At 67.7% G+C, this 14,353-nt stretch carries 11 protein-coding genes; 4 read left to right on the plus strand and 7 right to left on the minus strand.

All coding sequences use genetic code 11. The features are described from left to right. The first annotated feature begins 24 nt into the window (after positions 1-24). Together edd and PV764_RS03215 are read left to right on the plus strand one after the other, a co-directional pair. The gene (gene edd, locus PV764_RS03210) at positions 25-1,941 is read left to right on the plus strand and encodes a phosphogluconate dehydratase (protein WP_019183263.1); all 1,917 of its coding nucleotides are present in this window, start codon (positions 25-27) and stop codon (positions 1,939-1,941) included. 198 nt (positions 1,942-2,139) lie between these two features. Beyond that, positions 2,140-2,799, plus strand: coding sequence for a bifunctional 4-hydroxy-2-oxoglutarate aldolase/2-dehydro-3-deoxy-phosphogluconate aldolase (locus tag PV764_RS03215; RefSeq protein ID WP_019183264.1), 660 nt, complete (start codon positions 2,140-2,142; stop codon positions 2,797-2,799). A 55-nt stretch (positions 2,800-2,854) separates the two neighbouring features. Here PV764_RS03215 and PV764_RS03220 read toward each other — a convergent pair whose 3' ends face one another. The 3 genes from PV764_RS03220 to ispG form a co-directional block, all read right to left on the minus strand. After that, on the minus strand, positions 2,855-3,502 hold the full coding sequence (locus PV764_RS03220; RefSeq protein WP_019183265.1) for a response regulator: 648 nt from the start codon (positions 3,500-3,502) through the stop codon (positions 2,855-2,857). A gap of 200 nt (positions 3,503-3,702) precedes the next feature. Then, complete coding sequence (locus PV764_RS03225) at positions 3,703-4,431, minus strand: phosphatase PAP2 family protein (RefSeq protein ID WP_070470587.1); 729 nt, start codon at positions 4,429-4,431, stop codon at positions 3,703-3,705. Continuing rightward, complete coding sequence (gene ispG, locus PV764_RS03230) at positions 4,412-5,677, minus strand: flavodoxin-dependent (E)-4-hydroxy-3-methylbut-2-enyl-diphosphate synthase (RefSeq protein ID WP_019183267.1); 1,266 nt, start codon at positions 5,675-5,677, stop codon at positions 4,412-4,414. The genes PV764_RS03225 and ispG overlap by 20 nt, the downstream gene beginning before the upstream one ends. A gap of 144 nt (positions 5,678-5,821) precedes the next feature. Between ispG and PV764_RS03235 the strand changes: the two genes are divergently transcribed. Together PV764_RS03235 and PV764_RS03240 are read left to right on the plus strand one after the other, a co-directional pair. Continuing rightward, entirely contained in the window at positions 5,822-7,048 is a 1,227-nt protein-coding gene (locus PV764_RS03235; protein ID WP_019183268.1) for an ATP-binding protein, read from the plus strand. Next, positions 7,045-7,629, plus strand: coding sequence for a response regulator transcription factor (locus PV764_RS03240; protein ID WP_019183269.1), 585 nt, complete (start codon positions 7,045-7,047; stop codon positions 7,627-7,629). The genes PV764_RS03235 and PV764_RS03240 overlap by 4 nt, the downstream gene beginning before the upstream one ends. 84 nt (positions 7,630-7,713) lie before the next feature. Here PV764_RS03240 and PV764_RS03245 read toward each other — a convergent pair whose 3' ends face one another. From PV764_RS03245 to panD, 4 genes are all read right to left on the minus strand, one after another. Then, on the minus strand, positions 7,714-9,276 hold the full coding sequence (locus tag PV764_RS03245) for a sodium/sugar symporter (protein ID WP_421116171.1): 1,563 nt from the start codon (positions 9,274-9,276) through the stop codon (positions 7,714-7,716). 96 nt (positions 9,277-9,372) lie between these two features. Then, positions 9,373-11,973 carry a glycoside hydrolase family 3 protein gene (locus PV764_RS03250; RefSeq protein WP_421116172.1) on the minus strand — a complete coding sequence of 867 codons (2,601 nt, stop codon included), beginning with the start codon at positions 11,971-11,973 and terminating at the stop codon, positions 9,373-9,375. A gap of 336 nt (positions 11,974-12,309) precedes the next feature. Further along, the gene (gene pgi, locus PV764_RS03255; protein WP_019183272.1) at positions 12,310-13,824 is read right to left on the minus strand and encodes a glucose-6-phosphate isomerase; all 1,515 of its coding nucleotides are present in this window, start codon (positions 13,822-13,824) and stop codon (positions 12,310-12,312) included. After that, the gene (panD, locus tag PV764_RS03260) at positions 13,821-14,201 is read right to left on the minus strand and encodes an aspartate 1-decarboxylase (protein ID WP_019183273.1); all 381 of its coding nucleotides are present in this window, start codon (positions 14,199-14,201) and stop codon (positions 13,821-13,823) included. Before panD ends, pgi begins: the two co-directional genes overlap by 4 nt. Between the last annotated feature and the right edge of the window lie 152 nt (positions 14,202-14,353).

Raw genomic sequence — 14,353 nt, forward strand, 5'->3', positions numbered from 1 at the left:
TCGCCTTCTCATAGCCGGTAGCCAATGAGCCTGCATCCCAAACTCCATGCCATCACCGAGCGCATCGTCCAGCGCAGCGTCGCCTCGCGCGCCGCCTACCTGGCCGGTGTCGACGCGGCGCTGCGCGACGGCCCGTTCCGTTCGCGCCTGAGCTGCGGCAACCTCGCCCACGGGTTCGCCGCGTGCGGCCCGACCGACAAGTCGCGCCTGCGCGGCGGCGTGACGCCCAACCTGGGCATCATCACCGCGTACAACGACATGCTCTCGGCGCACCAGCCGTTCGAGCACTACCCGGAGATCCTGCGCGAAACCGCGCGCGAACTCGGCGCGACCGCACAGGTGGCCGGTGGCGTGCCGGCGATGTGCGACGGCGTCACCCAGGGCCGCGGCGGCATGGAGCTGTCGCTGTTCTCGCGCGATGTGATCGCCCAGTCCACCGCGATCGGTCTTAGCCATGACATGTTCGACGCCAGCGTCTACCTCGGCGTCTGCGACAAGATCGTGCCCGGCCTGCTGATCGGTGCGCTGGCCTTCGGCCACCTGCCGGCGATCTTCCTGCCGGCCGGCCCGATGACCCCGGGCATCCCGAACAAGCAGAAGGCCGAAGTGCGCGAGCGCTATGCGGCCGGCCAGGCAACCCGCGAGGAACTGCTGGAGGCCGAGGCCGCTTCGTACCATGGCGCCGGTACCTGCACCTTCTACGGCACCGCCAACTCCAACCAGACCCTGCTCGAAGCGATGGGCGTGCAGTTGCCGGGCGCCTCGTTCGTCAACCCCGATACGCCGCTGCGCGATGCGCTGACCCGCCAGGCAGCGGTGCGTGCGCTGGAAATCAGCGCACTGGGCGATGACTTCCGTCCGCTCGGCCGGCTGATCGACGAGCGCGCGATCGTCAATGCGGTGGTCACGCTGATGGCCACCGGCGGCTCGACCAACCACACCATCCACTGGATCGCGGTGGCGCGTGCGGCCGGCATCGTGCTGACCTGGGACGACATGGACCAGCTCTCGCAGCTGATCCCGCTGCTGGCCCGCGTCTATCCGAACGGCGAAGCCGACGTGAACCGCTTCGCCGCCGCCGGTGGCACCGCGTTCGTGTTCCGCGAGTTGATGGAGGCCGGGCTGATGCACGCCGACCTGCAGACCGTGGCCGAAGGCGGCATGCACCAGTACGGCCAGGAACCGGCGCTGCGCGACGGCAAGCTGACCTACATCGATGGCGTGCGCGAGAGCGCCGATCCGGACGTGGTGCGTGGCGTGGCCGATCCGTTCGAAGCCCAGGGCGGCCTGCGCCTGCTGCGCGGCAACCTTGGCCGTTCGCTGATCAAGCTGTCAGCGGTGAAGCCGCAGTTCCGCACGATCGAAGCGCCGGCCGTGGTGGTCGATGCACCGCAGGTGCTGAACAAGCTGCACGCCGCCGGTGTGCTGCCGCACGATTTCGTGGCGGTGGTGCGTTACCAGGGCCCGCGCGCCAACGGCATGCCGGAGCTGCATTCGCTGGCGCCGCTGCTGGGCCTGCTGCAGAACCAGGGCCGCCGCGTGGCGCTGGTCACCGATGGTCGCCTGTCCGGTGCCTCGGGCAAGTTCCCGGCCGCGATCCACATGACGCCGGAAGCCTCGCGCGGCGGTCCGCTGGCGCGGGTGCGCGAGGGCGACATCATCCGTCTGGATGGTGAGGCCGGCACGCTGGAGCTGCTGGTGGATGCGGCGGAGTTCGCCGCACGCGAGCCGGCGCCGAACACGGCGCCGGCCGGGCACGATCTGGGCCGCAATCTGTTCGCGATGAGCCGCCGCCTGGTGGGCCCGGCCGACCAGGGCGCGATGTCGATTTCGTGTGGGCCGGCCGCCGATGACGGCAGCATCTGGAACTACGATGCGGAATACGAGCTTGGGCATGATGCGGCGGCGGCGGATGCGCCGCATGAGGCGAAGGACGCCTGAGCTGACGCAGCGGTAAGGTGTCCTGGTTGAGGCAGCGGACGGCCCCAACCAGGACGCGCCGTGAACCCATCCATGGGGGCTCGTAAAGCGGCGTCCATGCCGCTTAACGGTCCTGGTTGGGGCCATCCGCTGCCTCCCGACACATACCGGCGCGTCGTTCGCGCTGCAGACATTGATGAAAAGAAGGATTGGAAACGCATGAGCATCGCCGAACATCAGAAACGCGCTGAAACCCTGTTGAAGGCTGCCGGCATTCTGCCGGTGGTGACCGTGCATACGCTGGATCAGGCCCGTGCGGTCAGCGCGGCGTTGCTGGAGGGCGGGCTGCCGGCGATCGAGCTGACGCTGCGTACGCCGGTGGCGATGGAAGCGCTCGCCATGCTCAAGCGCGAGCTGCCGGATGTGGTGGTGGGTGCCGGCACGGTGTTGACCGTGGAGCAGATGCAGCAGTCCATCGATGCGGGCGCCGATTTCCTGGTCACGCCGGGTACGCCGGCGCACATGGCCGATGCGCTGGCGCAGGCGCCGCTGCCGGTGGTGCCGGGTGCGGCGTCGCCGACGGAGATGCTGGCGCTGTATGCGCGCGGCTTCCGGGTGTGCAAACTGTTCCCGGCCTCGGCCGTGGGCGGGCTGGCAATGATCAAGGGCCTGGCCGGTCCGATTCCGGATCTGAAGCTGTGCCCGACCGGCGGCATCACCGAAGACACCGCCGCCGAATACCTGGAGCAGAAAAACGTGGTCTGCATCGGTGGTTCGTGGATGGTGCCGGGGGGTTGGATCGAGCGTGGCGAGTGGGACAAGGTGCGCGAAAGCGCGGCCCAGGCCGCGAAGATCGTGGCGCGGGTCCGCGCGCACTGAACGAAAACGCCCGGGCATGCCCGGGCGTTTTTTTACGTGCCATCCCACGCGTGTATTACATCGGGCGCGCCGGATCCACCAGGCCGTACTGGCTGGCCATGCGCGCGAGCGCGATGTTGTCGTTGATGCCCATTTTCTCGAACAGGCGCGCCTTGTGCGTGTTGACGGTCTTCGCGCTCAGGCTCAGGCGTTTGGCGATGTCTTCCTGGCGCAGGCCCTGGGTCAACAGCAGGGCCACTTCCAGCTCGCGCGGGGACAGGGTGTCGAACGGCGAGTGGTTGCCTTCCACGTTGGACAACGCGAGGTTCTGCGCGATGCTGTTGCCGAGATAACGACGGCCGAGCGCTGCATCGCGCACGGCACGCAGCAGTTCCTGGGCATCGCAGGCCTTGCCGATGTAGCCGGAGGCACCGGCTTCGAGCAGGCGCTTGGGCATCGGCCCATCTTCAAGGACGGAGACGATCACCACGCGGGTACCGTGGTCGCCACGGACCACGCGCTCGGTCACTTCCATGCCGCTGACGCCAGGCAGGTGCAGATCGCACAGCACGACGTCGGGCCGCAGGCGGCGGATATCCGGCAATGCATCTTCGCCACTCTCCGCCTCACCGACCACCTCGATGTCGGTTTCGTTGGAGAGGATCATCTTCATGCCCGTGCGCACCAGAGCATGATCGTCCACCAGATACACTCGAATCGTCATCCGCCAACCTCGTCAAACACTGTGAACGGGGGCAAGCCTAGCTGCGGGATGTGTCGATCACAAGGAACCAGGTTCCCCATCATCGCGTTCTGCTCCACGCATCACAGACGTGCTGTCTGCCCCTCCCCCCTGTGCCTCTCATCCTCTTCCGTTCCAGTGGAACAGCCTATGGATGCCGCCCGTTTTCATGCCGCTTTCGGCTAGTTTACCGCCGTATTCGTCTCAGCGGCATGCCGCCACGGATGGCGACGGCGGAACATGACCAGGAAGCACCCTACCACCCAGACCAGGGCGGCACACCAGCCGGCCAGGATGTCGGAGGGGTAATGGACCCCGAGGTAGACCCGGGACAGGCTGACCAGCACCGCAAAGGTCACCGCGGAGAAGGCGACCGGCCAGCGCCAGCGGGTGTTCCAGGCCAGCAGCACCAGGGTGACGGCCAGGGTCATCGAGCCCATGGCATGGCCGCTGGGGAAGCTGAAGGTGCTTTCCGGGGCGATGGATTCCCACAGGCTGGGCCGGTCGCGCTGGAAGAAGCGCTTGCTGCCCAGGTTGAGCAGCGCCGAGCCGGCAAAGCAGATCGCCACGAAACTGGCCTCACGCCAGCGTTTGCGCCAGGCCAGCAGGACCACGATCAGCACATCGGCCGGTATCAGGAACCACTCGTAGCCCAGTTTGGAGAGCAGCACGAAGAACTGGTCCAGCCCCGGCGAATGCAGGCCATGCATCTTCCACAGCAGCGGCGCATCGAAATAGATCGATTCCAGCTCATGGACTTCATCGGCCAGGGCGACGAACCCGGCCAGGGGCAGCAGCACGCCCACGAACAGCAGCACGAAGCGCCAGGCGTTGCGGCCCATCCAGTGGCGGAAACCGGCCGCCGCCTCCGGGGCAGCCAGCACCGCCGGCTTATCCGAGCGTTCGGACATAGGTGCGTTCGACGTAATCGTCGATCAGCGCCACGAAGTCCTGGGCGATGTTCTCGCCGCGCAAGGTGACCGTCTTTTCACCGTCCACGAAGACCGGCGCCGCCGGCGTCTCGCCGGTCCCCGGCAGGGAGATGCCGATGTTGGCGTGGCGCGACTCGCCCGGCCCGTTGACGATGCAGCCCATGACCGCCAGGGTCATGCTTTCGGCGCCGGGGTGGTTCACCTTCCAGAGCGGCATTTTCTCGCGCACATGGTTCTGCACGACCTTGGCCAGCTCCTGGAAGAACTCCGAGGTGGTCCGGCCGCAGCCGGGGCAGGCCGTGACCAGCGGCGTGAAGGCCCGCTGCCCGGTGGTCTGCAGCAGTTCCTGGGCGACGATCACCTCGGCGGTGCGCGACTGGCCCGGTTCGGGGGTCAGCGAAATGCGGATGGTGTCGCCGATGCCTTCCTGCAGCAGCACCGCCAGCGCCGCCGAGGAGGCGACGATGCCCTTGCTGCCGATGCCGGCTTCGGTCAGGCCCAGGTGCAGCGCGAAATCCGAGCGCTGGGCCAGGTCGCGGTACACCGCGATCAGCTCCTGCACCCCACTGACCTTGGCCGACAGCACAATGCGGTCGCGCGGCAGGCCCAGTTCCACGGCGGTCTCGGCCGAATCCAGCGCCGAGCGGATCAGCGCCTCACGCAGCACGCGCCCGGCATCCCAGGGCTGCGCGCGCTGGCTGTTCTCGTCCATCAGGCGCGCCGCCAGCGACTGGTCCAGCGAGCCCCAGTTGGCGCCGATGCGGACCGGCTTGTTGTAGCGGATCGCAAATTCGATCAGCTGCGCGAACTGGGTGTCTTTCTTCTTGCCGAAGCCGACGTTGCCCGGATTGATCCGGTACTTGGCCAGGGCTTCGGCGCAGGCCGGCTCCTGGGTCAGCAACTGGTGGCCGTTGTAATGGAAGTCGCCGATCAGGGGGACATCGATCCCCATCATCTGCAGCTTTTCCACGATCCGCGGGATGGCCGCAGCCGACTCGGGATTGTTGACGGTCAGCCGCACCATCTCCGAGCCTGCGCGCCACAGTTCGGCCACCTGCTTCACGCTGGCGGCGACATCGGCGGTGTCGGTGTTGGTCATCGACTGCACCACCACGGGATGGCCGCCACCCACGACCACGCCGCCGATACGGACGGGCTGGGTCTGGCGGCGGGCCCACACGGCGGAGTCGGCGGGTTGGGTCGGTCGGGTCACGGCGTCATGCATCGGCGTATTTTAGCGCGCCCAGCGCGCACGTAGGTGCCTGTCGTTGCTCGGCGCTCATGTTCAGCGCCCGCCGCACGGCGCCCCGCCCCGATGCGGCCGATTGTCGCAGGCAGGCGCTGTCGGGAGCGCATAGGATGTGCGGTGATGACCGGTACCGACGCCCCCTTTCTCCGCACCCTGTGCAGCCTGCGCTGGCTGGCCGTGGCCGGCCAGGCCGCCACGATTCTGGTCGCCACCTGGGTGCTGGGCCTGGAACTGCCGCAGCTGCCGCTGTGGGCCGGCGTCGCCGCGCTGACCCTGTTCAACCTGTACGCGCAGCTGCGTGTGCAAGGCCCCGATACCGCGCCGGTCACCGCCTTCGGCCACATCCTGGTGGATGTCACCGTGCTGACCTGGATGGTCGGCTGGAGTGGCGGCATCGCCAACCCCTTCGGCTCGCTGTTCCTGATCCTGATCGCCCTGGCTGCGCTCGCCCTGCCCCTGCGCTGGACCCTGGCCGTGGCGGCGGCCTGCCTGATCGGCTACGCGGTCAGCGGCGTGTTCGGCCTGCCACTGCCCAGCGGCTACTTCACCGGTGCGCAGATGCAGCAGTGGGGCGTGGTCTGCAACTTCCTGCTGTCGGCAACGGTGGTGCTGGTGTTCGCCACCCGTCTGGCGATCGCCCTGCGCCAGCGCGAGCACGAACTGGCCCTGCTGCGCGAGCGCTTCGTCCGCAACGAAGGCATCGTCGCCCTGGCCACCCACGCCGCCTCGGTGGCGCATGAACTCAATACCCCGCTGGCGACCATGACCCTGCTGGCCGACGACATCGCCGACCAGACCGAAAGCAGCGAGGTCCGTGATGACGTGGAAACCCTGCGCGAGCTGCTGGTGCAGTGCCGCGAGCGCGTGCTGGCACTGGCCCGCCCCGCCGCAGGCGATGCCCCCGGCCGCGATGCGGTGACCTTGCCGCAGGTGCTGGAGCAATGGCGGCTGGTGCGGCCGACCATCGCACTGCATCGCAATGAAGATGCCCCGCTGACCCTGCCGCTGGACCCGGGTATCGGCCATCTGCTGATGGTGCTGCTCAACAATGCCGCCGACGCCGGCGAGAAAGCCGACCGCCCGCAGGTGGACCTGTCGCTGCGCATCGAAGGCGATGACCTGATCGGCGAAGTGCGCGACTACGGCCACGGGTTCGATGCCCGCCAGGCCGTGCTGCCCGGCACCTTGTTCAACAGCGGCAAGACCGACGGCATGGGTGTCGGCCTGGCGCTGTCCCACGCCACCATCGAACGCCTGGACGGCGAGCTGTGGATGCGCCCGGCCAATGGCGCCGGCACCCGCGTCGGCTTCCGCCTGCCCTTGTCCCCACGGGAGACTTCCGCATGACCGCCTTCACCCCCGCGCCCGGTCAGGCCAGCCACGGCCTGCTGGTCGACGACGACGAACTGTATCTGCGCACGCTGCAGCGCAGCCTGGCCCGCAAGGGGCTGGAAACCGTCACCGCCAGCGACACCGCCTCGGCGCTGCTGCTGGCCCGCCAGCAGCCGCCCGCCTACGCGTTGATCGATCTCAAGCTGGGCACCGAGTCGGGCCTTGCCTTGATCCAGCCGCTGCGCGCCCTGCGCGAAGACATGCGGATCCTGCTGGTGACCGGCTACGCCAGCATCGCGACCGCGGTGGAAGCGATCAAACTCGGCGCCGACGATTACCTGCCCAAACCGGCCACGGTGCCGATGATCCTGCGCGCCCTCGGCGAGGAAGACGACGGCCCGGCCGATGATGGCGACATGGAACCGCCCGATGCGATGACGCCGATCAGCCGGCTGCAGTGGGAGCACATCCAGCAGGCGATGCATGAGACCGGCGGCAACGTCTCCGCCGCCGCGCGCCTGCTCGGCATGCACCGGCGCTCGCTGCAGCGCAAGCTGGCCAAGCGGCCCAGCCCGGAGCGCGATCCGAGCAGGTGACCGGCCCGTTGCAGCACCGCGCATGAAGACGAAAACGGCGACCGCGAGGCCGCCGTTTTCGTTGGCCGCATGCGGGCAGCGCGGTTACCAGAACACCGTGTACAGCGCGATCAGGATCGCGATCACCGCCGCGCCACCGATGTTGAAACTCATCGGCGTGGCATAGCGCACGTCATCGGTACGGATCAGGTCCTGCCCGGTGCGCGCCGGCTTCCACAGCGACGTCACCACGGCCAGCACCAGCGCCAGCAGAAACACCAGGCCGACGCGGTCGATGAACGGCAGCGCCGGCCACACCAGTTTCAGCACGATCGACAAGGCGAACGAGCCGATGGCCGCGGCAAGTGCGCCGGCTTCGCTGGCCTTCTTCCAGAACAGGCCGAGCAGGAAGATCACGGTGATGCCCGGGGTGAAGAAGCCGGTGAATTCCTGGATGTACTGGAAGCCCTGGTCGAAGCTGCCCAGCAACGGCCGTGCCGTGGCGATCGCCACCAGCACCGACACCGTTGCTGCGATGCGACCCACGCGCACCAGCGTGGCCTGGCTGCTCTGCGGGCGTGCCTTGGCGTAGAAATCCAGGGTGAAGATGGTTGCGACCGAGTTGATCTTGGACGCCAGCGACGCCACGATCGCCGCCACCAGCGCCGCGAAGACCAGGCCGAGGATGCCACTGGGCAGCAGGCTCATCATCGCCGGGTAGGCCCGGTCCGGCTTGCCCAGATCCGGTGCCAGCACCACCGCCGCGATGCCCGGCACCACGACCACCAACGGCACGAGCAGTTTCAGGAAGGCCGCGAACAGCACGCCCTTCTGCGCCTCGCCGATGTCCTTGGCCGCCAGCGCGCGCTGGATGATGTACTGGTTGAAGCCCCAGTAACTGAGGTTCATGATCCACAGCCCGCCGATCAGCACGCTCAACCCCGGCAGGTCTTTGTAGAACGGGTTGTCCGGGTCCAGGATCATCTGGAAGTGTTCCGGATGCTGGTCCCACAGCTTCTGGAAGCCCCCGAGAATGCCAGCGTCGCCGCCCACCGCGTTGAGCGTCAGCGCGGTCACCAGCAGGCCACCGAGGATCAGCAGCGAAACCTGCACGATATCGGTCAGCGCCACCGCCTTGAGGCCGCCGTACAACTGGTAGAGCAGCGCGAACACGCCGATCAGCACCAGCGCCAGCATCTGGTCCATGCCGGTGACCTCGGTCACCGCGATCGAGCCCAGCCACAGGATCGAGGTCAGGTTGACGAAAACGTACAGGCCCAGCCAGAACACCGCCATCAGCGTGCGGATCCGGTTGCCGTACCGCTGCTGCAGGAACTGCGGCATCGTGTAGATGCCGTTGCGCAGGAAGATCGGCAGGAAGTACTTGCCCACGATCAGCAGGGTAAGCGCAGCCATCCATTCGTAGGAGGCGATGGCCAGGCCGATCGCATAGCCGGAGCCGGACATGCCGATGATCTGTTCAGCCGAAATGTTGGCGGCAATCAGCGACGCGCCGATCGCCCACCACGGCAGCGAGCGCCCGGCCAGGAAGTAGTCTTCGGCACTCTTGCTGTGCCCCGCCTTCTCGCGCGAGACCCATTGCGCCAGCACGAAGATGCCGGCCAGGTAGACCAGTACGATTGCCACATCGAGTGTTGCCAATCCCACGTCATGCTCCTTGTGCAGCGTTGCACCGGCCCGCGTGCCGGCAAGTGCGGCGCGCGGCGGCGATCAGCCCCTGCCGAGCGGCAGGGGCCCTGTGGCTCACCGGGTCGGACAGGCGACCACGGTCTGGGCATCATTGCCGGTGCCCAGCGCGATGCGCGATACCGACAGGTCCAGCGCGTTTGAAGACTCCAGCACCGGCAGGCGCTCGATCTTCGACAGGTCAGCACCGGCCGCGGCGAAACACTTCAACGGCACGCCGATCGTCTGCCATTCGTCCTCGCCGATCGCGCCCAACGTCGCCGCCAGATCCAGCCGACCCTCGCACCCCTGGCCGCAACCGATCGCCAGCCCCACCGGCCCGCTGATCGCGCCGCTGCGGCGCACGGTCAGCAGCAACTGCACATCGCCATTGCTCTCGCGGGTGAGATCCAGCGGTCGCGTCGACAGCAGCGCCATGTCGGCCTTGCCACTCCCCGACCACTGCAGGCGGCGCGCGTCTTCCTGCGCCTTGTGATCGACGGCCGTCACTTTCAGGCTGGCATCGCTGAGCACGGCCGGGAAGGTCACGGCCGGCAGCTCGGACTGTTTGACCCCGCTCAAGCGCATCGCCAGGCCCGCGGCCGGCTTGCCCTTGTTGAAATACACGCCGGCATCGCCCTGCTCACCGGTGATGCCCGAGGCTTCCGGCAGTGCGGCGAGGTTGCCGTTGTCGGCATAGCGCAGGCCGAAGCCGAACGCGAACTGCGGGTCGTAGTCCTTCTGGCCGACATTGTTCTGGTACTGCACGGCGGTACGCGGCCAGGAGAAGCTGAGCGTGCCCTTGAAGTCGTGCTGCACGCTGCCGTCGGGCTTGCGCAGCAGCACGTCGGCGATGCCGGCCCCTTCCGAGCCCGGCAGCCAGGCGGCAACGAAGGCGTCGGATGCGTTGATTTCGCGGTTCACCCACAGCGGACGGCCACTGAGGAACACCGTGACCACCTTGATGCCCTCGCTCCTGAGCCGCTTGATCAGCTGCAGGTCGCTGTCATCGCCCGGCTTGTAGGCCAGTGTGGCGATATCGCCCTGGAACTCGGCATACGGGTTCTCGCCCACCACCACCACCGCGACATCCGGTTTGGTGCGGTACCTGCCGTCGATCGCCAGCTCGGCGCTGCCACCGGCGGCGGTGACCTGCTGCTTCACCCCATCCCAGATGCTGTCCGCGTTCGGGTAGTCCGCACGCTTGGTCCCGGTGCCCTGCCAATTGAGTGTCCAGCCACCGGACTGCTTGCCCAGGTCGTCTGCGCCATCCCCGGCGACCAGCACGCGCTGTTTCGGCGCCAGCGGCAGGACGCCGTCCTGGTTCTTCAGCAGCACCAGTGATTCGCGTACCGCCTGGCGCGCGATCGCGCGGTGTTCCGGCGCGCCGAGCAGCTCGAACTTGCCGCCGAGTGGACGCGTGGAGGGCTTGCCGGCCTCGAACAGGCCCAGCCGCAGCTTGACCCGCAGGATGCGACGCACGGCCTCGTCCAGCCGTTCCATGCTGATCACGCCGGCTTTCACCGCCGCGACATTGCTCTCATAGATCCCCTTCCAGCTGTCGGGCGCCATGAGCATGTCCACGCCGGCATTGAACGAGGCCGGGCAGTTGTCATTGGTGCACCCGGCGACCTTGCCATGGCCGTTCCAGTCACCGACCACGAAGCCGCCAAAGTGCATGCGGCCCTTCAGCACGTCCGTCAGCATCGGCTTGTGGCCGTGCATGGCGACGCCGTTGAAGCTGTTGAACGAGGCCATCACCGTCTGCGCGCCGGCCTGGATGGCGGGCGGGTAACCGGCCGCATGCACGTCGCGCATCACCGCTTCGCTGACCTGGGTATCGCCCTGGTCCTTGCCGTTCGTGGTGCCACCATCGCCGGCGTAGTGCTTGACCGAGGCGATCACGTGGTGCCCGTCCAGGAAGCCCGGCTGGCCGGGGACGCCCTGCAGACCTTCGACCACCTTGCCAGAGAAGCTGGCCACCAGCGCCGGCGACTCGGAATAGCCTTCGTAGGTGCGGCCCCAGCGGTCGTCCTGCGGCACCGCCACGGTGGGGGCGAAGGTCCACTCCATGCCGGTGGTGCGTGTTTCCACGGCGGTGACCTGGCCGATCTGGCGCATCAGGTCCGGGTTGCGGGTCGCGCCCAGGCCGATGTTGTGCGGAAACAGCGTGGCGCCGACGATATTGCTCTGCCCGTGCACCGCGTCGATGCCGAAGATGATCGGGATGCCGGGACCGCCGCTGGCCGGATCCAGCGAGGCCTCGTAGTAGGCATCGGCAAGCGCCAGCCATGCCGACGGCGGCGCGTCGTACTTGCCGCCGGGATCGGAGTTGCCGCCGGCCAGCACCGAGCCGATGTGGTACCGGCGTACGTCGTCGGGGGTCATGCTGGCGATATCGCCCTGCACGGTCTGCCCGACCTTCTGCTCCACGCTCATGCCGGCCATCAACGCATCGATGCGCTTCTCCAGCGCCGGGTCTTCGGCCAGCGGCCACGCCAGCTCGGGCCAGTTCTGCGGGTGGATGGCGTCGGCCGCGGTGGCGGCCGCGGGCGATGGCGTGGTCGCGGCAGGCCGGTCACCGCCGCAAGCGGCCAGCAGCAACATCGTGGCCGACGTGGCCAGCGCGAGAGCGTGGCGGATCGACCGCCGGTTGGAGCGAAGCGAAAGCAACGGCATGTACCCTCCCAGGTATCGCACAAGCAGCAGACGGATGGCGCGACTCCCCGCGCCATGACGACGTACCTTTGGTGTTGCGCGCGATGCTGTCAATCCGGCGCGTGGCTATGCCATCGACCGGCGCTGATATGGGATTGTGCTATAGCCAAACCGACGCCCCACCCTGCAATTCCGGCGGCTCACGGCATACCTCTCCGCCCTGTCAGCGTTTTCCGTGTTGCGCTGCAGTATCCCGGTCGGTGCGCACTGCGCAGATCCGGACGCGAAGCAGCAGGCCCCAGAACGCAGAACCGCCGGGCAGGCCGGCGGTTCGTGGTCATGCGGTGGGGCCGATGCTCAGCCCTTGAGCCGGCCCAGCAGTTCCAGCGTCACCGGGTCGGTGATCGCATGCGCTTCCCCCTGCAACGCCGGCAGCAACTGGCTGGCCAGCTGCTTGCCCAGCTCCACGCCGAACTGGTCGAACGCGTTGATGTTCCAGATCAGCGACTGCACGTACACGGCGTGTTCGTACATGGCGATCAGCGCACCGAGCGACTGCGGGGTCAGTGCATCGAGCAGGATCAGGGTGCTCGGGCGGCCGCCGGGATACTCGCGGTGCGGATCTTCGCTTCCCTGGCCATTGGCCAGCGCCTCGGTCTGCGCCAGCAGGTTGGCCATCAGCGCCTGGTGGTTGACCACGTAGGGATCATCGTTGCGCACGCAGCCGATGAAATCGGCCGGGATCACGCTCGTGCCCTGGTGCAGCGCCTGGAAGAAGCTGTGCTGCACATCGGTACCCGCCCCACCCCACCACACCGGCACGGTGTCGCTGGCGACCGGGCTGCCATCGAGCTGCACGCGCTTGCCCAGGCTCTCCATCACCAACTGCTGCAGGTAGGCCGGCAGCAGCGCCAGGCGCTGGTCGTAGGTCATCACCGCATGCGTGGCGTGGCCAAGCAGGTTGCGGTTCCAGATATCGGTCAGCGCATGCAGCACCGGCAGGTTCTGCGGCAGCGGCGCGGTCAGCGCGTGTTCGTCCATCTGCGCAGCGCCGTCGAGCAGCTGCTCGAAGCGGCTGAAGCCGATCGCCAGCGCGATCGGGAAGCCGACCGCCGACCACAGCGAATAGCGCCCGCCGACCCAGTCCCACATCGGCAGGACGCGGCCAGCGGCGATCGAGAAGGCCTTGGCCGCACGCTCGGGGTTGGCACTTACCGCATACAGGCGCTCGCTGCCGCCCAGCCAGTCGTGCAGGATCTGCCCGTTGAGCAGGGTTTCCTGGGTGCCGAAGGTCTTGGAGATCAGGATGCCGGCCGTGGTGGCCGGGTCCAGCGTGGCGAGCGTGCGCTGCATCGCGGCGCCATCGACGTTGGAAACGAAATGCACACGGAAACGCGCGCCGGTGACCGGGCGCAGTGCATCGGCCACCAGCCGCGGGCCGAGGTCCGAGCCGCCGATGCCGACGCTGACGATATCGGTGATGTCGGTCGCTTCCAGTGCGGCGATCAGCTCGCCCATCTGCTGGCGCACCTGGGCGGCGGTGGCAAACGCCTCACCGGCCACGGGCGCACCGCTGGCATCGCCGCGCAACGCGGTGTGCAGCGCGGCACGGCCCTCGGTCACGTTGACCGTTTCACCGCGGAACAGACGCTGGAACCCGCCGGCGACATCGCGCTCGGCAGCCAGCTGCAGCAGTGCGTCCAAGGCCGCGCGGTCGTACTTCTGCCGCGCGAAATTGACATACAACGGACCGACCCGCACGCCCAGCGATTGTGCGCGGCCCGGTTCGGCGGCGATCAACGAAGGGATGCTCGCGCCGCGCAGGCGCTGGGCATGGGAATGAAGCGGGTCGAATCCGTTGTGTTGTGTCATGCGGCCTGTGTCGGGATCGTGTCGTTGGTGTGGGAGATCTGGTTCTTGCCGTCCACATATACCAACTTCGGCTTGAAGCTGTCAGCTTCTTCTTCGCTCATGCTGGCGAAGGCGGCGATGATGATGATGTCGCCCACCTGCACGTGGCGCGCGGCGCCGCCGTTGAGCGACACCACGCCGCTGCCGGCTTCGGCGCGGATGGCATAGGTGGAGAAACGCGCACCGTTGGTCACGTCCCAGATGTGCACCTGCTCGAACTCACGGATGCCGGTCGCGGCCAGCAGGTTGTCATCGATGGCGATGGACCCTTCGTAGTTCAGCTCGGAGTGAGTGACGGTGGCGCGGTGGATCTTGGTCTTCAGCAGGGACAGGTGCATGGCAACGGGACAACGGTAAAGGAAAGGGAAATTCTAGCACCCGGGGGGCGGGCGGCAGGGCGCGCGGCGCCGGTCGCGGGAGGGGGCTGCCCACCGTTCAGCATCTTCAGGCCGCCCCGCCGCCCCGGTAAAGCCACCCCATGGGTGGCTGC

This window comes from Stenotrophomonas sp. AS1 (assembly GCF_048957655.1).
Lineage (GTDB): Bacteria > Pseudomonadota > Gammaproteobacteria > Xanthomonadales > Xanthomonadaceae > Stenotrophomonas > Stenotrophomonas bentonitica_A.